This is a genomic window from Mesorhizobium sp. M0410, assembly GCF_040321435.1.
Lineage (GTDB): Bacteria > Pseudomonadota > Alphaproteobacteria > Rhizobiales > Rhizobiaceae > Mesorhizobium.
Genome location: NZ_JAMYRN010000021.1, coordinates 22,500 through 44,104, shown reverse-complemented (window position 1 = coordinate 44,104; position 21,605 = coordinate 22,500). Strand labels below are relative to the sequence as shown.

General features: G+C 63.9%; 23 protein-coding genes and 1 pseudogene. 17 read left to right on the top strand and 7 right to left on the bottom strand.

All coding sequences use genetic code 11. The features are described 5' to 3' along the window. Positions 1–7: 7 nt before the first annotated feature. From NKI63_RS24640 to NKI63_RS24605, 8 genes are all read left to right on the top strand, one after another. A complete protein-coding gene (locus tag NKI63_RS24640) occupies positions 8–529 on the top strand; it encodes an Hsp20/alpha crystallin family protein (protein WP_352823697.1) in 522 nt (173 codons plus the stop codon). A gap of 67 nt (positions 530–596) precedes the next feature. After that, positions 597–1,274, top strand: coding sequence for a hypothetical protein (locus NKI63_RS24635; RefSeq protein WP_352507800.1), 678 nt, complete (start codon positions 597–599; stop codon positions 1,272–1,274). Positions 1,275–1,383: 109 nt separating this feature from the next. Then, entirely contained in the window at positions 1,384–1,986 is a 603-nt protein-coding gene (locus NKI63_RS24630; protein WP_254819663.1) for a CDP-alcohol phosphatidyltransferase family protein, read from the top strand. A gap of 26 nt (positions 1,987–2,012) precedes the next feature. Next, entirely contained in the window at positions 2,013–3,800 is a 1,788-nt protein-coding gene (locus NKI63_RS24625; RefSeq protein WP_352705279.1) for a bifunctional alpha/beta hydrolase/class I SAM-dependent methyltransferase, read from the top strand. A gap of 2 nt (positions 3,801–3,802) precedes the next feature. Further along, positions 3,803–5,140 carry a phosphatase PAP2/dual specificity phosphatase family protein gene (locus NKI63_RS24620; protein ID WP_352823693.1) on the top strand — a complete coding sequence of 446 codons (1,338 nt, stop codon included), beginning with the start codon at positions 3,803–3,805 and terminating at the stop codon, positions 5,138–5,140. Further along, on the top strand, positions 5,137–5,562 hold the full coding sequence (locus tag NKI63_RS24615; protein ID WP_352691790.1) for a hypothetical protein: 426 nt from the start codon (positions 5,137–5,139) through the stop codon (positions 5,560–5,562). Before NKI63_RS24620 ends, NKI63_RS24615 begins: the two co-directional genes overlap by 4 nt. A gap of 8 nt (positions 5,563–5,570) precedes the next feature. Continuing rightward, on the top strand, positions 5,571–6,233 hold the full coding sequence (locus tag NKI63_RS24610) for a lysophospholipid acyltransferase family protein (protein WP_254819667.1): 663 nt from the start codon (positions 5,571–5,573) through the stop codon (positions 6,231–6,233). 22 nt (positions 6,234–6,255) lie between these two features. Continuing rightward, positions 6,256–7,191 carry a phosphatidate cytidylyltransferase gene (locus NKI63_RS24605; protein ID WP_254819727.1) on the top strand — a complete coding sequence of 312 codons (936 nt, stop codon included), beginning with the start codon at positions 6,256–6,258 and terminating at the stop codon, positions 7,189–7,191. Between the two features lie 125 nt (positions 7,192–7,316). Here NKI63_RS24605 and NKI63_RS24600 read toward each other — a convergent pair whose 3' ends face one another. Beyond that, positions 7,317–9,308: an AI-2E family transporter gene (locus NKI63_RS24600; RefSeq protein ID WP_352507803.1), complete on the bottom strand. Its 1,992-nt coding sequence runs from the start codon at positions 9,306–9,308 to the stop codon at positions 7,317–7,319. 306 nt (positions 9,309–9,614) lie between these two features. Between NKI63_RS24600 and NKI63_RS24595 the strand changes: the two genes are divergently transcribed. From NKI63_RS24595 to NKI63_RS24585, 3 genes and pseudogenes are all read left to right on the top strand, one after another. After that, on the top strand, positions 9,615–9,905 hold the full coding sequence (locus NKI63_RS24595; RefSeq protein ID WP_254819668.1) for a hypothetical protein: 291 nt from the start codon (positions 9,615–9,617) through the stop codon (positions 9,903–9,905). 256 nt (positions 9,906–10,161) lie between these two features. After that, positions 10,162–10,257 (top strand): annotated as a pseudogene (locus tag NKI63_RS24590) (alkylphosphonate utilization protein); the annotation flags it as partial. A gap of 193 nt (positions 10,258–10,450) precedes the next feature. Continuing rightward, entirely contained in the window at positions 10,451–12,421 is a 1,971-nt protein-coding gene (locus NKI63_RS24585; RefSeq protein ID WP_352691792.1) for an acyltransferase family protein, read from the top strand. 228 nt (positions 12,422–12,649) lie between these two features. Here NKI63_RS24585 and NKI63_RS24580 read toward each other — a convergent pair whose 3' ends face one another. After that, the gene (locus tag NKI63_RS24580; RefSeq protein WP_352475563.1) at positions 12,650–12,928 is read right to left on the bottom strand and encodes a DUF2285 domain-containing protein; all 279 of its coding nucleotides are present in this window, start codon (positions 12,926–12,928) and stop codon (positions 12,650–12,652) included. Between the two features lie 227 nt (positions 12,929–13,155). Here NKI63_RS24580 and NKI63_RS24575 point away from each other — a divergent pair, with 227 nt between their 5' ends. Together NKI63_RS24575 and NKI63_RS24570 are read left to right on the top strand one after the other, a co-directional pair. Continuing rightward, a complete protein-coding gene (locus NKI63_RS24575; protein ID WP_352691793.1) occupies positions 13,156–13,473 on the top strand; it encodes a hypothetical protein in 318 nt (105 codons plus the stop codon). Positions 13,474–13,720: 247 nt separating this feature from the next. Then, on the top strand, positions 13,721–14,029 hold the full coding sequence (locus tag NKI63_RS24570; RefSeq protein WP_292664589.1) for a hypothetical protein: 309 nt from the start codon (positions 13,721–13,723) through the stop codon (positions 14,027–14,029). A 44-nt stretch (positions 14,030–14,073) separates the two neighbouring features. On the opposite strand, the gene NKI63_RS24565 is transcribed toward NKI63_RS24570, so the two are convergent. From NKI63_RS24565 to NKI63_RS24555, 3 genes are all read right to left on the bottom strand, one after another. Next, on the bottom strand, positions 14,074–14,679 hold the full coding sequence (locus NKI63_RS24565) for a DUF6456 domain-containing protein (RefSeq protein WP_352475566.1): 606 nt from the start codon (positions 14,677–14,679) through the stop codon (positions 14,074–14,076). Between the two features lie 61 nt (positions 14,680–14,740). Next, positions 14,741–15,325: a GcrA cell cycle regulator gene (locus NKI63_RS24560; RefSeq protein ID WP_352475567.1), complete on the bottom strand. Its 585-nt coding sequence runs from the start codon at positions 15,323–15,325 to the stop codon at positions 14,741–14,743. A 121-nt stretch (positions 15,326–15,446) separates the two neighbouring features. Further along, positions 15,447–15,845, bottom strand: coding sequence for a hypothetical protein (locus NKI63_RS24555; RefSeq protein ID WP_352691794.1), 399 nt, complete (start codon positions 15,843–15,845; stop codon positions 15,447–15,449). 74 nt (positions 15,846–15,919) lie between these two features. Here NKI63_RS24555 and NKI63_RS24550 point away from each other — a divergent pair, with 74 nt between their 5' ends. Further along, positions 15,920–16,624, top strand: a complete 705-nt coding sequence (locus NKI63_RS24550; RefSeq protein WP_352691796.1) for an XRE family transcriptional regulator — start codon at positions 15,920–15,922, stop codon at positions 16,622–16,624. A gap of 199 nt (positions 16,625–16,823) precedes the next feature. On the opposite strand, the gene NKI63_RS24545 is transcribed toward NKI63_RS24550, so the two are convergent. Beyond that, positions 16,824–17,120, bottom strand: coding sequence for a hypothetical protein (locus NKI63_RS24545; RefSeq protein ID WP_352507809.1), 297 nt, complete (start codon positions 17,118–17,120; stop codon positions 16,824–16,826). A 188-nt stretch (positions 17,121–17,308) separates the two neighbouring features. Between NKI63_RS24545 and NKI63_RS24540 the strand changes: the two genes are divergently transcribed. The 3 genes from NKI63_RS24540 (at position 17,309) to dinB (ending at position 19,554) form a co-directional block, all read left to right on the top strand. Next, positions 17,309–17,671: a hypothetical protein gene (locus NKI63_RS24540; protein WP_352691743.1), complete on the top strand. Its 363-nt coding sequence runs from the start codon at positions 17,309–17,311 to the stop codon at positions 17,669–17,671. A gap of 72 nt (positions 17,672–17,743) precedes the next feature. Further along, the gene (locus tag NKI63_RS24535) at positions 17,744–18,202 is read left to right on the top strand and encodes a GNAT family N-acetyltransferase (RefSeq protein ID WP_352691742.1); all 459 of its coding nucleotides are present in this window, start codon (positions 17,744–17,746) and stop codon (positions 18,200–18,202) included. Positions 18,203–18,315: 113 nt separating this feature from the next. Next, positions 18,316–19,554 carry a DNA polymerase IV gene (gene dinB, locus NKI63_RS24530; protein ID WP_352691741.1) on the top strand — a complete coding sequence of 413 codons (1,239 nt, stop codon included), beginning with the start codon at positions 18,316–18,318 and terminating at the stop codon, positions 19,552–19,554. Between the two features lie 26 nt (positions 19,555–19,580). Here dinB and NKI63_RS24525 read toward each other — a convergent pair whose 3' ends face one another. Continuing rightward, the gene (locus NKI63_RS24525; RefSeq protein ID WP_352691740.1) at positions 19,581–21,101 is read right to left on the bottom strand and encodes an FAD-dependent oxidoreductase; all 1,521 of its coding nucleotides are present in this window, start codon (positions 21,099–21,101) and stop codon (positions 19,581–19,583) included. Positions 21,102–21,605: the final 504 nt, after the last annotated feature.

Below are 21,605 nucleotides of genomic sequence, written 5' to 3'. Positions count from 1 at the left end.
CTATGCAATGGCTATTCGTGATCTCATTCCCTGGGGCCGGGAGAATAATCAGGCCCCCAGCCTGTTCCGCAGCGGCGATCGCGATCCCTTCCTGACGCTGCATCGCGAAATGAACCGCCTGTTCGACGAGGCGTTCCGCGGCTTCGACACGAGGCTGCCGTCGCTCGGTGGCTTCTCCGCTGCCGGCGCCAGCTGGCCGAGCGTCGAAATCTCCGATAGCGAAAAGGAGATCCGCGTCACCGCCGAGATCCCCGGAATGGACGAGAAAGACGTCGAGCTGCTGCTCGATGACGGTGTGCTGACGCTGCGCGGCGAGAAGCGTGAAGAGATTGAGGACAAGGACAGGCAGTTCTCCGAACGCTTCTATGGCCGTTTCGAGCGGCGTATCCCGCTCGGCTACGAAGTCGACGAAGACAAGATCAACGCCGCGTTCCGGAACGGCGTGCTAAGCGTGACGCTGCTGAAGACGGAGCGCGCTCAGGCCAAGGCCAAGCGTATCGCCATCAACGGCGGCAACGGCAAGTCCTGATGGCTCGCAGCAGGACGACGCCCGCTTCTGCCCTGCCGGTTCCGGCGGGCAGAAGCGGGGAATGTCGATGACCCGTTCTCCCGACGCTCCGGTTCCGCCTGACCAGGCGCAGCAAGTCTTGCAGTGCCTGACGACCGAGCATTTCGTGCTGCAAAACGCTCGCGCCGCGACCATTCAGGAAGCGAACCAGCGAGCCAATCTGTTCCTGACGTCGGTCTCGAGCGCAACGATTGCCTTGTCCTTCGTCGCCCAGGTCACGGAGATGGGCAGGCCGTTCGTGTTGTTCAGCCTTATCTTGCTACCTTGCCTTTTCTTCATCGGCCTGGTCACCTTCGTGCGCGCTGTGCAGGTTGCCATCGAGGACATGGTGCATGCCCGCGGCATGGCCAGGATCCGCCACTATTTCGTCGAGCTGGCGCCGGTCCTGCAAAGATACCTTGTCAACTCCACGCATGACGACCTCTCGGCGGTGCTGGTCGACAAGGGCCTCCGCCCCTCGCCGCTGCAATATTTCATGACCACCGCTGGGATGGTGGGCACGATCAACGGCGCCATCGCCGGCGCCTTCACCGGCATCGTTGTTAAGTCCGCTTTCGGCGGAGGCATGTCGCCCGGCGTGATTTGCGGGCTGGCGGTCTTCGCGACATGCATTCTCGTCCTGCGGCGTTATCATAGTCGCGCCTGGGCCACGGCCGAAGAAAGCTTGCCAGCACGGTTCCCGGTCGACAATGACAGGAAAAGCTAGCGCCGACATATCCGGATGTCGAAAAATGGCAGGGCGCCGCCCTTGCGTCTTGCGCGCCAATTGACCATCCTCGCCAACATCATTTGCACCGCGGCCGGGGGGTTCGCACATGCCGACGCTTTATGCGCTGAAACCGGCCTTCCAGGCCAGGCTGCGGCCGCTTGCCGACGGCCTGGCCAAGGCCGGCGTCACCGCCAACCAGATCACACTGTTGGCCGCTGCCCTCTCGCTCGCTGCCGGCCTTGCGGTGGCAGCCCTTGCAGGCCGCCGCGCGGTCTTTCTGCTGATGCCGCTCGTGCTGTTTACGCGAATGGCGCTAAACGCCATTGACGGCATGCTCGCAAGGGAACATGGCCAGGCCTCGACGCTCGGCATGTATCTCAACGAGCTTTGTGATGTCGTCTCCGATCTCGCTTTGATCCTGGCCTTTACTGTCATTTTTCCTGCCTGGGGCGTCGTTGCATTCGCTATCGCGGCTATGATCGCGGAATTCGCCGGCGTGCTCGGCATCGCGGCCGGAGCTGGGCGCAACTATGCCGGCCCGTTCGGCAAAAGCGACCGGGCGCTGGCGCTTGGCATCCTCGCGGTGCTTATCGCGTCCGGCCTGTGGGTCCCGGCGCTCACGCCGCTCGTGTTTCCGGCCATGGCTACACTCTCGCTGGCGACCGCCATCAACCGGATACGCAGCGGCCTTAACGGGAGCGGTAGCTGAATTCCGGTCTCGCCAGGGAGAACAACATGCTTCACCAACAGACGGTTGCCGCCGTGGCTTCAGTCAATATCGAGCGGGTGGCGCAGGAGCGCAGCTTCAAGAGCCACGATGGCACAGAGATCTTCTATCGCTATTGGCCGGCGCTGTCGGAAAACCCCAAGGGCGCCATCCTGCTGTTCCACCGCGGCCACGAGCATGGCGGCCGTATGGCGCATCTGGTCGACGAGTTCCAGATGCCCGACCACGCCTTCTATGCCTGGGACGCGCGCGGCAATGGCCGCTCCGCCGGCGAACGCGGCTATGCGCCGTCATTTGCCGCGCTGGTGCGCGACATCGATTGTTTTGTGCGCGAGATCGACAGCGACGGCTTTGCCCGGCGCGACATCGCGCTGATCGCGCAATCCTTCGCCGCCGTGCTTGCCGCCGCCTGGGTGCACGATTACGCGCCCGACATTCGCGCCCTGGTGCTGGCCTCGCCAGCCTTCTCGGTCAAGCTCTACGTGCCCCTCGCCAAGCAAGGCATCGCGTTGTGGCAGAAGCTGAAGGGCCGCTTCTTCGTGAATTCCTACGTCAAGGCGAAATTCCTGACGCATGACCCCGAGCGTATCGCCTCCTTCGACGCCGACCCGCTGATCACCCGGCCGATCGCCTCCAACATCCTGGTCGAGCTCTACGACCATGCTGCGCGCATCGTCGCCGACGGACGCGCCATCACGGTGCCGACACAGCTTCTGATCTCCGGCAGTGACTGGGTGGTGCGGCATGAACCGCAGCACGAGTTTTTCGTCAATCTGGCGAGCCCGGCCAAGGAGCGGCATGTTTTGGCCGGCTTCTTCCACGACACGCTGGGCGAGCGCGACCGCCACAAGGCACTCGACCTGATCAGGCCTTTCCTTGAAAAGCAATTCGCGGCGCCGGAAAAGCCGGTCGACCTGACCGAGGCCGACCGCGCCGGCTACACGCGCGACGAGGCCGACCGGCTTGCCTCGCCGCTGCCGCTGCTGTCGCTAAGGGGCCTCTACTGGGCAATGAGCCGCGCTTCGATCCGCATGGGCGCCTGGCTGTCGTCCGGTATGAAGACGGGGATTGCCACCGGCTTCGATTCGGGCTCGACGCTCGACTATGTCTACGAGAACGAGGCGCGGGGCATCAGCCCCATCGGCCGCATGATCGACCGCACCTTTCTCGATGCCATCGGCTGGCGCGGCATCCGCCAGCGCAAGCTGCATCTGGAAGAACTGATCGGCAGCGCCGCCGCCTCGTTCAAGGCCGCCGGCCGGCCGGTCCATATCGTCGATATCGCCGCCGGCCATGGCCGCTACGTGCTCGATGCCGTGCAGAAATGCGCCGAGCCGCCGGCAAGCGTACGGCTGCAGGATTTCTCCGAGCTCAACGTCTCGCTCGGCCGCAAGCTGATCGCCGAGCGCCAGCTGCCGGCGAGCGTCACTTTCCATCAAGGTGACGCCTTCGACGCCACGATGCTGGCCGGGCTCGACCCGGCGCCGGATCTCGCCATCGTCTCGGGGCTCTACGAATTGTTTGCCGACAATGCCGTGATCGCCCGCTCGCTCGGTGGACTGGCCAGCGCCATGCAGCCGGGAAGCCTGCTCGTCTATACCAACCAGCCCTGGCATCCGCAGCTCGAGATGATCGCGCGCAGCCTGACCTCGCATCGCGGCGGCCAGGCCTGGGTGATGCGCCGCCGCACGCAGGCCGAGATGGACCAGCTGGTGGCGGCCGCCGGCTTTGAGAAGCTCGACCAGCGCATCGACCAGTGGGGCATCTTCACCGTTTCGGTCGCGCGGCGCGTCTGAACATGGACTTGCCTGCCTCTGCCTTACCTCGCGATGCCCTTCCGGCCTTGCCGCGCGAGCCGTATCCCGGGATCGTCCTGCGCGCCGCATTGTGGCTGGCATTTCTGGCGCCGTTCTTCTACGCCACCTACGGCTTCGCCAATTGGCTGGCGTCGCGGCGCGACGATGTCGGCAGCATCGTCTACGGCTGGGAGCATGGCATCCCGTTCCTTGCCTGGACGATCGTGCCCTACTGGTCGATCAACCTGTTCTATGGCTTGTCGTTGCTGTTGAACAATTCGAAGAGCGGCGTCGACCGCCTTGCCGGCCGCTATCTGACGGCGCAGCTCGTCGCCGTCGCCTGCTTCATCCTGTTCCCGCTGACTGCGACCTTCGTGCGCCCGCAGACGAGCGGCCTGCCCGGCTTCATGTTCGCCGTGCTCGGCGGCTTCGACAAACCCTTCAACCAGGCGCCGTCGCTGCATATCGCGCTGCTGGTCATCATCTGGGACCATTGGCGTTACAGATTGACCGGCATCGCCGGCTTCGCTTGGCATGTCTGGTGTTTCCTGATCGGCGCCTCGGTGCTGACGACGTGGCAGCACCATTTCATCGACATTCCGACCGGCGCGCTGCTCGGCCTTTTCGCCCTGTGGCTGTTTTCGCGCGACAGCGAGCTGCCGTTCACCGGCTTCCGCCTGAGCGCTGACCCGAAGGCACGGCGGTTGGCGCTGTTCTATGCGCTCGGCGCAAGCCTTGCACTGGCCGGCGCCGCTGCCGGCGCGTTGGTCTCGGCGCTGTGGCTCATCCTGTTGTGGCCGGCACTGGCGCTGGCCATAGTCGCTTTCGCCTATGCCGGCGCCGGCGCCAAAGTGTTCCAGAAAACAGCCGATGGCCGCGTGTCGCTGGCCAGCCGTCTACTGCTTTGGCCCTACCGCCTTGGCGCCAAGGCCAATGTGTGGGCGTGGACGCGAAAGCTTCCGGCGCATATCGTCATTGCCGACGGTGTTTCCCTTGGCCGTTTTCCGACCGCCGCCGAAGCCGACCCTTTCGGCACGGTGATCGACCTTGCCGGCGAACTGGAAAGGCCGCGTGGCGCCTCGATCCGCTGGGTGAGCCTGCCCATGGTCGACCTTTTGCCGCCGTCTCGCGAGGCGCGTGCGCAAGCGGTGGCGGCGATCGAGGCGGCGCAGAAGCAGGGCGCGGTGCTGGTCTGCTGTGCGCTCGGCTTCCAACGCAGCGCCGCCGTGGTCGCCGAATGGCTGGTCGCCAGCGGCCGGGCCGCCACGCCCGATCAGGCGCGAGGCAAGCTCGCCGCCGCGGGCCGGCCGGTGCATCTTTGCACGGACGCACCGGCATGACCGCCTATCGTGACAGGGCCGAAGCGTTCGCTGCCGGGCTGATGGTGCAGGTGGCATGGCCGCTGCTGCTGATTGCTGCTGCCTTCCTGGCGGCGCCGGTCATCGGCCTGGCGGCTGCGCCGCAAACATCGTCGCTGTCCGCGGTAGCCTGGCTGATCGCCGCCGCAAGTGCCATAGCCACAATCATTCTCTCGGCCCTGCTTTTGTTCGACGCGCTGCTGTTTCGGTTGATGGCCAGCCACGCCAGCGAGGCAGGCGGCGGCGCGGCGATCGACGACGTGCTGGCGCGCATGCGGCTGAAGTCCACTGCCGGCGGCCGCTCACTCGAGCAGCGGATGGCCGGCACGCGCCGCCTGCTCGCCAAGCAGCGTATCGCGTTCGGCCTGTTCGCGGCGGCCTCGGTCGTCGCGGCATTCTTTTGAGCCCGTCCATGACAAAGCTTCGCGTCAGCACCTATACCCTGCTGCAGACGGTGACCTCGGTCGGCCTGTCGGCGCTGGCCTGGGCGGTCACCGGCGTGCGGCCGATCTGGAACGGCAGCCAGCCATCGGACCGGCAGCGCATCTACTTCGCCAACCATGCCAGCCACGGCGATTTCATCCTGCTGTCGGCCTGCCTCAGCGAGAAGGAACGCGCCCGTACCCATGCGGTGGCGGCCGCCGATTATTGGGGCAAGACGCGGCTGCGCCGGTTCATCGCCGAGGACATGCTGTCTTCCGTGCTGATCCACCGGCAGTGGACGGATGAAACGCAGCACCCGATCTCGATCATGCTGTCGGTGCTCGACCAGGGCCATTCGCTGATCCTGTTTCCCGAAGGCACGCGCAACATGACCGACGAACCGCTCCTGCCGTTTCGCTCCGGCCTCTACAATCTGTCGATGGCGCGACCCGATGTCGAGCTCATCCCGTGCTGGATCGAGAACATGTCGCGGGTGCTGCCCAAGGGGCAATTCGTGCCGGTGCCGCTGCTCTGCCGCGTCGTCTTCGGCGCGCCGATCGCCATTCAACCTGGTGAGGAACGCCGCGCCTTTCTCGACCGCGCCCGCGAAACGCTGCTGGCGCTGAACCCCCGGCCGGAGCGAGACGATTGAGGATCAAGGCAAAATGCTGCCGATGATGCACGAAACCCTCATTCTGATTGTCGGCCTGCTGGCGGTGCTGATCAGCGCCAGCGTCGTCGCCGGCGTTTTGTCGTGGCGCGCGCCGAAGCCGTTGTCGCCGACGCTGGTCAACCTCACCCAGCGCATCAATGCCTGGTGGGTGATGGTGGTGGCGATCACCGTTGCCTTCTTCTTCGGCCGCCCCGGCATGACCATCCTGTTCGCGCTGATTTCGTTCGCCGCGTTGCGCGAATTCGTGACGCTGACGCACAGCCGCCGCAGCGACCACTGGGTGCTGCTCGGCATGTTCGGCATCGTCATCCCGTTCCAGTACTGGCTGGTGTGGACCGCCTGGTATGGCCTGTTCACCATCTTCATCCCGGTCTACTGCTTCCTGCTGATGCCGGCGATCACCGCGCTGCACGGCGACACCGAGCGCTTTCTCGAGCGCGTCTCGGCGCAGCAATGGGCGGTCATGATTTCGGTCTACTGCGTCAGCCACGTGCCGGCGCTGCTGACGCTCGATGTGCCTGGCTTCGAAGGCCGCAACCTGTTGCTGATCGCTTTCCTGATCATCACCGTGCAAGGCAGCGACGTGCTGCAATATATCTTCGGCAAGCTGTTCGGCCGGCATCTCCTGGCGCCGACGGTCTCGCCGTCGAAGACTTGGGAGGGGCTGGTCGGCGGGCTGGCGGCATCGAGCCTGCTCGGCGTGCTGCTGTCGTTTCTGACGCCGTTTTCGCCGCTGCAGGCAGCCGGCGTCGCCTTCATCGCCTGCCTGATGGGCTTCCTCGGCGGGCTGGTCGCCTCCGCCATCAAGCGCGATCAGGGCGTCAAGGACTGGGGCCATCTGATCGAAGGCCATGGCGGCATGATGGACCGTGCTGACAGCCTGGTCTTCGCCGCCCCGGTCTTCTTCCATACGGTGCGCTATTTCTGGACTGTATGAAGGTTGGCGCCGTTTGCCGGGGCGGACGGTTCAGCGCGACCTTGCGAGGATAACCTGATCCGTTTGGTTATTACCACTTTCGCGAAAGCGGTAATAACCCGACCTGCCGCCGTCGTCGGCCGCGTTCATTTTGCCGCGGCGAGCGGCTCTTTCTTGCGCGCCGGCGTCAAGCGGCGCATGCGGCGTTTGGCGGTAGCCTTCAGCGCCACCGGCGGAGCGCTGGACAACGCGCCGAGCACCGCGCCGACCATGCCGTGTGCGACGAAATCGGCATTGATCTCGTTGGCCAATCTGGCGTCTGCCTCCTGGTTGTCGCTGTCGGGTTCCGACCACAACACGATACCCACCCGCAACCTTGGTTTGGCGCGTTTCAGCCGACGGACCAGGAACCGGCCGTGCTTGACGGAATCGCGGTTCAAAAATCCGACGACGACGGTATCGACGGCGTCGAGTTCAAGGCGGCGAATGCTTCCCGGTTCCAGATCGGCGAAGCTCGCCCTCAACACCGTAGCGCCCTGGACTTCGAGCACCTGCGCCAGCATGGCGGCAGCGGCGTCGTCGAGTTCGCCGCGCCCTCCGGCGCACAGCACCGACATGCCCGTGCCATCCGGCAGTTCGGTGTCGTCCTCGTCCTCCCCCTGAATCTGCTTGTCCTCGCGTACACCATTGTCCTCGGCCGCGGCCGTATCGTCCGCTTCCGCCTCCTCCTGCGCGCTGTCGTCGAGGTTCGCCACCATCGTCAGCGCGCTGCCGGCGACCTGCTGTCTTTGCTCATCGCTCAACACACCACGCACACGGTCCTGCTCGCCGAGCAGAAGTGCGGGAATCGCGACCTTGTCGTAGAACTCGACTAGATAGTTTTCCTCCAGCATCTCCTCGGCATGGTCTGTCGCTTCCTCGGGATCGCCGGCCAGCAGCCGTTGGTAAAGCCGGGCGTGCGGTTCGAGCACGGGTTCGTTGCCGAACAGAACGTCGAGGAATTCGAACTGCGGCACATGGCGGCCGAGCACGACGAGGCAGACCGTGAGCGGCGTCGACAGAACCAGGCCCAATGGCCCCCAGAGCCAGGTCCAGAAGATCGCCGCAACGATGATGGCCAATGGCGACAGCCCGGTGCGCGAGCCGTAGAGCCAGGGTTCGATCACGTTGCCGGTGATCAGTTCCACGACCACGAAAAGCCCGGCGGTCCATAGCACGAGCGACCAGCCGGGCGCCACGGCCAGCGCCAGGAACAGAGGCAGCAGCGTCGCGATGACCGGGCCGATATAGGGAACGAAGCGCAGCGCCAGCGCCAGCAAGCCCCACAGCAATGGATTGGGTATGCCCAGAACCCAAAGCCCGAACGTAATCGGCACGGCATAGACGATGTTCACGACCAATTGCATGAGCAGGTAGCGGCCGACCCGCTTGCCGGCATCCTGCAGCGCCTCGGTGGTTCGATGCAGATCGCCGTAGCCGACGAGACGTATGAAACGATCGCGCAGGTCTTCCCGCTCGAGCAGCATGAATATGACGACCACGACGATCAGCCCGGCCGATCCCAGCGGGCTCAGCAGCGGGCCGATCAGATTCTGGAGAACCTCGAGCGGTCGTTCGCGCGCGACGATTTCGACCGGGATCGGCTCCCGCGGAGGCTGATCGGCGGCGGGTTGCACAGGTCCGGGTCTGTCGAGTTCCTGGCCGACGCGTTCGATCACCCGGCTCAATCTGGAAACGATACCGCCGCCGACGCCGGTGTCCTTGAGGGACCGGACCTTGGTCAGGATATTAGCCTGGTAAAGCGGGATGTTCTGCGCCAGTTCACTGACCTGCGTGGCGACGATGAAGGAGAACAGCGCCAGCACCGTGAATGCGCCGAGCACGCTCGCGATCACGGCAGGAAGACGCGGAATGCCAGCGCGCTTGAGTGCCGACACCATCGGTACAAGCGCAAAGGTAAGCAGCAGGGCGATTGCGATTGGCAGAAAGACCTCGCGCCCGAAATAGAGCGCCGCGACGGCCGTCACGACCGACGCTACGCTGGGCAACGATGTGCGCGGAAGCGCCCTGGCAGCGGCAACAATGCCCGCCCGCCGGGGCTCCGACAGGTGCGCGCCGTTTCGACGATTTGCCGCCACTTGATACCTCCGCCCCGCCGTCGCCATGATCGGGCATATTGAGCCGGCGTGCAACTTCGCAGCGTCTCCCCCAACTGGACACCGATTGCCCTGGACCTTAATTGGCTTTGTCGGGCTTCAGATCGGCAGCGCGGCTATTCAGTCACGGTAGAATTTTTCAGTCACGGTAGAATTTTTTGCATAAATGGCGTCACGGGCAATCCTGTTCCATGTCTGCGCCGGAACGCGGAACTTTTGGGTCAAAACACCGTTCCTTCGTAGATCGCTGATGGACAACCTCAAAGCAGCAGCTCAGGAGGAATGATCATGAACATCAAGATGCTTTGCATGGGCGCGATGGCGCTTTCGATGATGACCGGCGCAGCGCTTGCCGCCGGTGCCACTGGCACTTCGGCGCTCGACGATCCGCAGAAAATGTCACCCTTCTTCACCGACGCCGGCATGAAGAGCATGAAGTCGGAAGCCGAATTCAAGACCGCATGGATGGCCATGTCCACGAGCGACCGGGCCATGGTGTTGAAGGAATGCAGCGACGCCGGCATTGCCAAGACGCATGCCGACTTCTGCAAGATGGCCAACCAGCTCGGTAACAAGTGACCGCCGGCGTCTTGCCGATCGCAATAACGGACCAAGCGAAAGGGCGGGCAGGTCCGTCATTGCGCGACCTTCCAGTCTGCACGGCGGCTTAGCCATTTGACGTCGCTACGCCGGAATATCCGCGCAATGAAGGCCACGGCTTTTGTTCGATTGCCGTGGCGCCATCGGCATGGCCTGGTCGGAACGCATGTCGCGGAGTGGCAATGCCACCCCGAGCGGTCCCGTCTGCTCGCAGCCCGCCGGTTAGCCTCCGCATGGCATTGCCGGCACCGGCGATCCAGGCGAGATCGCATGCAGCACCAGGCAGCTGAAGGGCCTGGTGCTGAAGACCGAGTTTTTGAAAAAGGCCTGATCGCCTCGGCACCCTTCGCTTCCATCTCAATCGCCTCATGACTGAACCGCCAATGTGAGCGAATCGCCCATGCGACGAGTGGGAGGAGCCTGTCCCCTCGCCCTATGTTGCACTGCGTTAGATTTGTTGCATTGCAATATCGGCGCATCGGGTCGAGCCTCTGCGAGGTGGGCATTCCTTGCACGAGGTGATTGTGTCGGCATCATTTCGGCCTGACATCGAAGGGCTGCGCGCACTGGCGGTGGCGGGTGTCATCGCCTTCCATTTTGGTCTCTCCGGCCTGCCCGGCGGCTTTGCTGGCGTCGACATCTTCTTCGTCATCTCCGGCTACCTGATTACAAAACACCTGGTTACGGAAATAACCGAAACCGGGCGGCTGAACCTCTGGCGCTTCTACGCCCGGCGCGCCCGGCGCCTGCTGCCGGCGGCACTGTTCGTCATTCTCGCCACGCTGTTTGCTGGTTACTTCATCCTGTCGCCGGAGGAACAGGCGCTCTATTCGAAAGGCGCTATGTTCGCCTCCGCCTACATGATCAACCTCTGGCTGATCCGCTGGTCGTTCGACTATTTCGCCGCCGACGCCACCAACAACCCCTTCATCCACTTCTGGTCGCTGTCGGTCGAAGAACAATTCTATTTGGCATGGCCGGCGCTGCTTTTGATGGCCGCATGGCTGCGCCCGGGCAAGCGCACCGCTATAATCGTCATTGGCCTCGCCGGCCTAGCCTCCTTCGCCGCCTGCGCCTGGCTGACGGAAGTGTCGCAGCCCTGGGCCTTCTACTTCTCGCCGCTCAGGGCCTGGGAATTCGCCGCCGGCGGGCTCGCGACCATGGCGCCGGCAAAGATCTGGCGCGACCGGCCGCTGCTCGCCACGTTCCAGGCATGCCTCGGTCTGGTGCTGATTGCCTGGGCCTATCTGATGCTGGACGAAGACTCACCGTTTCCCGGGGTGAATGCGCTGGCGCCTGTCGCCGGCACCGTGCTGCTGCTGCTCAGCGGCAGCGGCGGCCGCAATCTGCCGAGCGCAGTGCTGGCGCTGCCGCCCATGCAATGGCTGGGCCGGCTGTCGTATTCGCTCTATCTCTGGCACTGGCCAGTCATCGTCTACGCGGCAATGGTGGTTCCCAACCTGTCCATCCTGGACCGCTTTGCCTGCGCGGCGCTGACGCTGCTTCTGTCGATGTTCACCTATCATTTCGTCGAGAACCCGATCCGCCGCAATGGCTGGCTGATGGCCGGAGCAGCGCGGGCGCTGGTGCCCGCCGTCGCGCTGACCGGCGCCGGCGTGGTGGCGGCCTATGGCAATGCGCGCTTTGCCGAGCACAATCTCAGCCCCGAACAGCACGTCATCGCCGACAGCGCCGCCCAACTCTCCACCGTGCGCGCGACCAATGGCGGCTGCGTGCTCGATTTCGAGACCGTCAAGCCGAAGCCCTGCATGTTCGGCCGCAAGGATGCCCAACGCTCGGTCGTGCTGTTCGGCGACTCGCATGCCGACCATTGGTCGACGCCGCTGATCAAGGCGGCCGAGAAGAACAATTTTCGCGTCGTCACCTTTCTCAAATCCTCCTGCCGGGCTTCGCGGGTGACGACCTGGAACTGGCGGCTGAAGCGCGACTACACCGAATGCGACCAGTGGCGCGAGCAGTCGGTCAAGGACATCATCGCGCTGCACCCGCAACTGGTGGTGATTTCGGAATTCTCGATCGGCAATGTGATGAAGGAATCGCCCGAGGAGTTGAAGCACGCCGATTGGCAAGCGCAGTGGCGGACGGGCCTCACCTGGACGCTTCAGGCCTTCAGCCAGGCCGGCATCAAGGTCGCGGTCATCAGGGACGTTCCCTACAATGCAAGCTACGCCGACAAATGCGTGGCGCGCGCGCTGTGGCGGGGCCAGACGCCCGCGACATGCGACACGCCGAGGATCATGGCGGCAAACGACGACATCGCCACAGTCGAGCGCGACATCGTGCGCTCGACGCCGAACGCCACTTACATCGACATGACCGACCGGTTTTGCGACCAGACCACCTGCCACGTCTTCATCGACGGCAAACTAGCCTTCCGCGACCGCCACCACCTGGCAACGCCCTTCGCCGAAACGCTGGAGCCGGCGGTGGAACGGGCGCTGTTTTCGAATGTGATGGCGGCGGCTGTGAAGTAACAGTGCGGGATCTTGTCGGATCACGACCGACCAGCCCTTGGCGAGCAACCCACGCCAGGTCAGCTAAGGATGAGACCAGCCAGTAAAACGGTAAGGATAAGCGACAGCGGAACTGCAAGAAGGCAGCACAGCTCGAAAGTATTGGCTCGCCAAGAAGTCATTGGTCGCTTTTCCATGTTGGCCTTCTCTCTCAACGGCCAGACCGGGACGGCAGTTCCTAGATGGTGCTCATCCCCACCACTCATCACGCAATTGGCGCAGTTCGTTCCGCTTCCTGGTCATCCATCGTGCACGCGCCAAATGTGTCGCCCACGCCCGGAAAGCCCTCTCCGGCTCCCGCTCCGGATCAATATGCAGAACGATGCGGGCGACCTCACGCCAATCGGTCCCTTCCGCCGAAGCGTCGAGCAGCCGGATATAAGTAAGCATGCGATCTTCGTCATAACCGGTCAGAACCGAAGACGTCGGCGCTGCGTTCGCGATATGAAGGTTTGGCGGCTTTAGCATTGCAACCTACCAGCACTGGCGCACCGTAGCAGCCTATGAAGAAGCCGGCGCCCTTTGATCGGAGGATGCGGATCGAGATTCGCCTCGACGGTCGACAAATGCGGGCCTCAGGCGGGGTTCCGCGCAGTTGGGCTCACGCCTCACCCATCGCGATCGGGTGGGCGCAATCTATGTATTTTACTAGGTATTTCAGTGGAACCTAATTTAGTCGACGCAATTATGCGTGCGTGAGAAAGCGTGAAATCCAGACCGTCACTGAAAGCCGGCTATCGCGGGATCAGTTGGCCGATGATCCAGTGATTGCAGTCGATTTGACCGAACGGATATTGCAGGCGGCCGACAACGACAGGATAGTCTGCCTCGTCGTGGCAACGGAGCAGCTGGAAGCCGACCGCATCGAGAAGGCGGAGCCTAGGGAGACCAGGATTGCCGCTAGTTTCGTCCGGGACTTTGAGGTGATGCTGCTTGTTCTTTATGCGGCCTACGCCCTCGCTGTGCTGGGTGCGACCGCTTTCGTTTTGCTGGAACTGGGGCATGTCCAATAGATCGGCAAGGTGACGGGACTGGCACCGCCCGATTGTCGCTGTTTTGACGGGACACCGGGATACATACGGCGCGGACCACAACCAGCTCGAGGCTTGCGTCGACGGCCACCCTGCCGCACAGCCAGAGGCATTTTCGCCCACGCGGCGCTAATTGGGGCTCTCAGTTGGGGGCATCTTGCTAATTTGTGGAACGAGCCTGCCCCTCGCGGGTTTTTCTATTAGAGGGACGTTAATGAAGGAGGTAGCTATGAAGAAGCTCCTGCTTGCCTCGGTGATCGCCATCGCCTCGGCGGCTTCCGTGATTGGCCCGGCCAATGCCGGCGGCAGCGTCACGATCGGCATCGGCAACGGCTATGACGACGACTATTATTATCGCCACCATCGGTATTCCGATTACGACGATGAGTACGTCCCCCGTTACCGCTATGATGTCTATAACGAGGACTACGCGCCGCGCTACCGGTACCGGTACCACCGGCGCTGCCATACCGAAGTCATCAGGCACTGGCGTCATCACCACCGGATCATCGAAAGAATCCGTGTCTGCCGTCGTTGACGGATCGATCCGGCCGGTAGTGCCGGCCGGATCGGCGGGGCTCCTCATCTCGGCTTGCGCATCAGCATCATGCCGTAATGCACGGCCAATATGTCGAGCCCGATCTTGAGTAGTTTCACCACCACGTCGCGCGGTTCGCCCGCCTGTTCGGCCAGGCTTTTGACCGTTGCGTCGGCACAGCAGACCTTTTGCACGATGCCGGCGATCTCCCAATGGACAAGCGCCCTGGTGGCCTCGGCATGGTCGCGGCCGGCGGACAGGATGTGTTCTGCGACGCCGCTGCCGGTGCGGCCGCCGTCGACACGCTCGGCCCAAGCCATCGGCTTGGCGGTTGCCTCCGACGAACTGCGGAAATCCTGGCGGTAGCGCATCCCCGCCTCGCGCTGCTGGCGCGACAGCGAGGTGAGGCCGCTCAGCGGGTCGACATTGCGCACCCGCACGATGCCGCCGGTCGCAGTGTGGCCGTCATTGGAGACCTCATAGAGGCGCGCCGCCTCCTGTGTTCCTTTGGCCAGCCGCTTGCGGCCGAACCTGTCGTCTTTCAGCGCGAAATCATGGCCGATCTCCTTGCGGATGCGCACCTGCTCGGCCTCGCCCTTCGGCAATCGCGTCGGCCTGGCTTTGGTCTTCTGGGCGATTTTGCTGCTCATCGGCTCGGTCCTCCTGGTTTTTTGTCGTCGGGCTCTGGCGAATTTCCGTCATCCACTGGGCTCAAATCGTTTCGGCCGGCAGCGTGCGCAGGAAGCGCGCCGCGTGATAGGCGCAGTAACTTTTCGAAGGCTTTGTGCGCAGCCCGCAGCACAGCATGTCCAAACCGGGGCGACTGCCGGTGGCATCGTTTTCGGCATCCTCCTGCAGCGTCGTGTCGAGCGGCGCGCGGCAACGGTCGAAAAGGCAATCGATGAAGCGCATGGCGGCGAAATGTGGCTGGCGGCCGCCGGCGGCGATCGGGCGCGGCGCCGGCATTTCGAGCCGCTCGCCATCGGACCCGGTGATCCGAGCCGGACCCGGCTGCCAGGCCGGCGGCGCCAGCCTGGCCGACAGCCTGGCGGGGCGGCAGCGTGGCTCGGCCTTCGGATCGGCCTCCGCTTGGCTTGCGGCATTTGATGGCTCAGGCGCCGAATCTCCGAGCCGGCCGCCCGAGCGTCCGCCACACCGGCCCTTGGATCTGGCAAGGCCGATGGTGCGCAAACGGGCGGTGCGGTGGACGATGCCGATGATGGCCGCGCGCGAGGCCGGGCGGCCGCCCAGCGCGGTCAACCGGGTGGCGATCTTCGCGGCCGACAGCCCGCTCATCAATAAGTTCTCGATTTGTTCCAATTCAGAGGCGGAATAGCGGGCGGCCATGATGTTTTATTCCCTGCAAGGGTGGTTGTGTGTGGCGCCGGCTTCGCCGGCTCTCAGGCTGGAAAGCCGATCAGCCTTCGCGTGGCCTGCTACGATCGAGCTTCATCTCGGCCGCCTGCCTGGTTGCGCCGGAGACTGCCTTGCCCATCCGCTTGTCGAAGGCGATGACCGTGCCGTCTTCGGTACGGATCCAGGAAACCGCGGCACCCGCGTTGCCGGTCGACGGGTAATTCGTGGCCGGAGCCGTGAGGGGAACGGCTCCGGCCGTTCCGGCCGCTTGCGCTGCCGGAACCGAGGCGCGAGCCTCGGGCATCGGCCCGGCCGGGGAGGAGGACAGCCGCGACGAAGGGGAAACGGTTGGCACATGCATGGCCTTGGCGATCGTTTGCGGTACCGCCTCCAGGCCAGCGCCGCCGGCGCGCTGAACGGCGGATTTAAGGACCGAAAGCTGGTGAAGCGACTTGTGCATGCCCGCATAAGAGCATAACTCAAATCATAATGCAAGCGATTCTTGCATAGACGAAACCGAATCTTATGTCTCAGATGGGAGCCATGGCGAAAACTGCACTGTCGATCAAGGTCGGAGCGGCGATCCGCCGGGCGCGCAAGCAGCGCGGCCTGGTGATGCGTCACATTGCCGAGCACAACGACACCGACGTCGCTGCCGTCGGCAATTGGGAGACCGGGCGCAACCTGCCCAAGACCGAGAACCTTTTGAAGACCGCCGCTTTCCTGCGCGTCGATCCGGTGGCGCTCGGCAAGGGCGAGGTCGTCTTCCTCGAAGATGCTGGACCGGTCGCCGATGCCGAGATCGTCACCGATCCCGGCCCCCTGCCCGCCGGACCGATGGACATCCAGCTTCTCGGCACCGCCGTCGGCGGCGACGATGGCGACTTCACCTTCAACGGCCAACCGGCCGGCTATGTCCAGCGGCCGCCGGGGATCCGGCATCTGCGCAATGTGTTTGCGCTGCACGTGCTGAGCGATTCGATGGTGCCGCGCTACGAGCCCGGCGAGATGATCTATTGCGGCGGCCGCGACGCCGTGCCCGGCGACCATGTGGTGATCGAGACGCTGCCCGAAGAGAACGAGCAAAACGGCAAGGCCTTCATCAAGAAGCTGGTCAAGCGCACCGCCGCCGAGTTGATCGTCGAGCAGTACAATCCGCCCAAGACGCTGACCTTCAACCGCTACGCCATCAAAAACGTCTTCCGCGTCATCCCGCTCAAGGAACTGCTGGGGTATTGAGGAGGGTTTTCCCTTCTCCCCTTGTGGGAGAAGGTGGCCGAGCGAAGCTCGGTCGGATGAGGGGTGCCGGACGGATCGCTACGTAAGGCTTTAAAATCGTTCCATATTTTAACGCCGAGTTTCTTCCAGCACCCCTCATCCGGCTCGGCGCTACGCGCCGATCCACCTTCTCCCACAAGGGGAGAAGGAAGTTCCCCCCTCAAGCCCGCCTCGACTGCTCCGGCTCTCGACCGTTGAGCAGGCGCGCCTCGGCGCGCACCCGTTGCCGGTCGTCGATGAAGGCGGCCTGGATCGAAACGGCGGCGCCCGGCAGGCCATCGGCACGGCAGGCCTTGCAGATGAGGCGCCCCGAAAGCGCTGATAGCGGCGTCTCCGGCCTCACCCCATGCCGCTTGAGCTCGGCCGGCTTCCACCACCTGTTGCGGCCGCAATCGATGCACTCGACGGCAATCGAGACGACATCGGCGATCGTCGCTTCCTTGCCCGCCAATGCCATGGCCACCCCATCGTTGTTCCTGCTTTGTTCACATCATTATCGGTTTTTGGAGCGGAGTCGAGTCGGTTCCGCTTACATCAACGTGAAAGTTTCACTTGTTCAATTATTTGAGTTATGCTTATATCTCATGCGGGCTGGAATCGGCGCGAGCCACGGAACCGCGGCCGGCCGGCAGCAAGGGAGCGACGATGAACCCAGCCCAGTTCGCCCATGCCTGCGGCTATAGCGGCGACAGCCCGGCCATGCTTGCCGCTTTCGCGGCCATCCGCCAGGACGGCATCCGCAAGGCACGCCAGGGCCATCGCCAGCGCAAGGTGGCGATTGACCAGATGAAGCCGAGCCGCGTTCTGTTCCTGGCGGCGATCCGCCCGGCGCAGACAGCCGAGGAGGCACTCGAGGACGCCGCCCGCTTCCTGGCGATGTTCCGCAACATGCCGCGCTGGCGGCAGGAAAGGCGCGCCGCCGACCTCGCCCGTGCCAGACAGCAGCGCCTCTTCGCCCGCTTCTTCCGCCGCTACGGCCACCGCCTCTGGGCGTTCGAGATCACCTGAAGGCGCGGGCCTTCCCTTGCAAGTCAAAACGGATATTGCGATCGCCGACGTCGCACCGTATGTCTTCGCGCGATGAGCGAGATCGAATTCCGTCGCGCGCAGGCGCCCGACCTGCCGGCGATCGTTGCAATGCTTGCCGACGATGTGCTCGGCGCAGACCGGGAAGACCTATCCACGCCGCTTGCGCCATCCTATCTCGATGCCTTCAGCGCAATCGATGCCGATCCCAACCAGTTGCTGGCCGTGGCTGTCGAGGCCGGGCAAGTGGTCGGGACCCTGCAACTCACCTTCCTTCCGGGTATCTCCAGGAAGGGTGCCTGGCGCGGCCAGATCGAAGGCGTTCGCGTCGCCCGGCAATGGCGCTCGCGCGGCGTCGGCAAACTGATGGTCGAATGGGCGATTGAAACGTGCCGTTCGCGCAATTGCAACTTCGTCCAACTCACCACGGACAAAGGTCGACGGGAGGCGCACGATTTTTACGAGCGCCTCGGTTTCACCGCCAGTCATCTCGGCTACAAGATGGCGCTGTAGGTTGCGGCGGCGGCCTCCGCGCTGCTTGACAATTCACCCGCAATGTTCTCTTTATGTTCCTATCATAACGCGAGACAATGCGGCGTTCGAGCCGCCGCGAGCGAACGGGCCGGATGGAAGCCAACATCCTCCACGCGGATCTGGATGCCTTCTATGCCTCGGTCGAACAATTGCTCGACCCGGCCTTGCGCGGCAAGCCGATTGCCGTCGGCGGCGGGGTAGTGCTTGCCGCATCCTATGAGGCCAAGGCGTTCGGCGTGCGCGGCGGCATGCCGGGACGGCGGGCGCGGGAACTCTGCCCGCAACTCATTTTCGTCGGCGGCCATTTCAAGGACTATCAGCGGCTGGGCGATGCGGCAATCAAGGTGCTCGGCGATTTCACGCCGGTGGTCGAGCGGATTTCGATCGACGAGGCCTTTGCCGACGTCGCCGGCTGCACCCATTTGTTCGGCTCGCCGGCCGAGATCGCCGGCAAGATACGCCGCCGCGTGCGGGCCGAGCTCGGCCTGCCGATCTCGGTCGGAGTGGCCCGCACCAAGCATCTGGCCAAGATCGCCTCACAAGTGGCCAAGCCCGACGGGCTCGTGGTGGTCGATCCGCGCCACGAGCTGGAATTCCTCCATGAGCTGCCGGTCGAGCTGATGTGGGGCGTCGGCCCCGTCACCAGGGAGCGGCTGGCCGGTATCGGCGTCAACACCATCGGCGAGTTGGCGAAGACCAACAGTGGCGCGCTGGAGCGCCTGCTCGGGCCGGCGGCGGGAGAGAAACTGAATGCGCTGGCGTGGAACCGCGATCCGCGCAAGCTTGAGACGCAGCGCCGGGCGCGCTCGGCCGGCGCGCAATCGGCGCTCGGCCGAAAACCGGCCGACGAGCAGGTCTTCGTCCCCGCTTTGCTGCATCTGGCCGACAGGGTCGCCACCAGGTTGCGTGCGAAATCCCGGCCCGGCCGCACGGTGACGGTTCGTGTCCGCTTTGCCGATTTGCGCTCGGTGACGCGCTCGGTCACGCTCGACCAGCCGATTTCGGCAACCGCCATGCTGGCCGAAATCGCCGAGGCGCTGGTGCGCAAGGTGCTCATCGACCATCCGCACGAAAAGACCATCTCGCTGCTGGCGATCGCCGTATCGCATCTGGAGCAGCATGCCGGGCTGCAACTGGAGCTGCCGCTCGGGCTCGACGACCGCCGCCGCCCCGGCACCCGGAAGGACGCGGCGCGCTGGATCGCGGATCGCGCCATCGACAAGATCCGCGACCGCTTCGGCTGGGAGGCGGTCGGCTACGCCTCGGTCGCGCTCGGACTACAGCGGTCGGTTCCCGACGCATTTCGGGAGCTGGCCGAGAAGGAATTGTGAGTTGCGCGGCGGGGGCGAAAAAAAAATTATCCGACAGGAGCCAGGGGCGATACGGCCGGCCCGTTCAAAGCCGTGCCGTCGACGGCAAAATGCGAGCCGTGGCAGGGGCAGTCCCAGCAGCGTTCCAATGAGTTCCAATGGACGTGGCAGCCGACATGGGTGCATGCGGCCGAGCGCTTGTGGAGCGTGCCGTCCTCATCGCGAAAAGCCGCGACTTTGGTAAGCCCTTCGCGCACGATGGCGCCCTCTCCCGGCCGCAGCTTATCGGCGGAATCGATTTCGCCAGGCGCGACATACTCGGCAAAACTCCTGATCGCTGTCGCATTCTCCGCCAAATAGTCGCCGATCGCCCGTACCGTCTTGCGGGAGGGTTCGTAAAGTTCCCGCCAAGGGCTTTCCCCCTTCAGGATCAGGTCGGAAACCAATTGGCCGGCAACAACCCCATGGGTGATGCCCTGACCGGAATCGCCGGTGACCACGAAGACATGCCGGTTGCCGGGATTGCGGCCGATGAACCCGGCATAGTCGACGGTCTCCATCACCTGCCCGGACCATCGATTGGTTTCCGCGCCGATATCGGGCACCAATTTTTTGATCCAGTCCGCCAGGGCCGCGAAGCGGTTGTCGGCATCGTCGGCCTGCCCTGTCTTGTGGTCCTCACCACCGACGATCAGAAAGTCGGTTTTGCCTTCACCAGGCTGCAGGCGAACGTAGTGATAGGGATCCAGCGTGTCCCAATAGAGTGCATCCGGCAAAACGTCGCGCGCGATCTCGAACGACATCGCGTAGGTCCGATACGGCGCTTGCTTGGTGTGGAGCGCGACCCGATCGTTGATCGGCGAATTAGTGGCGACAACGGCCGATCTGGCAGACACGGTAAAGCCCGAGACCGTGCTTACGCGGACGCCGCCGTCGGTCTCCGCGACCTTGTCGACGATGGTCTGCGCATAAAGCATGCCGCCGCGCGCGCGAATGCCCGCAGCCAGCCCGCGGAGATATTCGAGGGGGTGAAATGTCGCCTGATTGGCGTAGCGAAGGACGGGCGTATCCGAAAAGCCTGCAAACGACACGCCTGCGGTTTTCTCGACGTCGACACCAATCTTCAGAGCGGCGCCCAGTTCGCGCTCGATGACGGATTCCCTTCTGCCTGACGCCGGAAACAGAAAGCCGTCGAGGCGGCGGAAATCACACGCGATACCCTCTGCTTCCTGGATCGATTGGACACGGTCGATAGCCGCCGACTGGCTTTGGTAGTAAATCCGCGCCAGTTCCTCGCCGCGCAATTTGATCAGTTCCGAAAAATAGTCGTCGCAGATCGACGACAGATGCGCGGTGGTGCGTGCCGTCATGCCGCTTCCGATCCGGCCGCGATCGAGCACCGCCACCTTTTGCCCGGCGACGGCCAGTTGGTAGGCGACCGACAGTCCGGCAATGCCAGATCCGACGACCACGACATCGACCTGTTCACTCCGCTCGAGCGGAACCGCCTCAGGCGCGACTTCGGTTGCCGCCCAAAGCGATACAGTCCTTTCATCGCTGACATTCATTGGCGGAGCCCTTCATACCCGACATTCGGATAAACGGACGCCAAGATTCAAAGTTCCTCGACGCCTGAATGCCTGCGTAAGCTTGACGTCACCGCCGGTCCGCCCCGACGCGTTGTGAGCCGGCCTGGCTGGGCGGTGCGATGCACTTTGCGTCAGGAGGGATCGTTTCCTGCAAATGCGACATTCGAGGCAGCCCTGGTCGTCAGACCAAAGCGTTGCGCCGCCCCAGGCGACCAGGGCGATGCCGGCCGCCCGACCAACCCACTGGCCGGCAGGAAACACCGGTTCGACGAGAACCCACGAAGGTCCCGAAATGACCCAGAAGCGGGCGTTCGGCAGCGATCCGAGCAGCAACGATTTGGCAGGACCGAAAATCGGCATGGAATGTCGCAATCATCATCATGTCCCGTCCAAGTTGTGGACACGTCCTTCTCAAAGGCGCACTCTTGGCATGCGAAACGCGAGCCAGAGTTTCGTCCAACGCTTCACATGCCTGACTTGCGT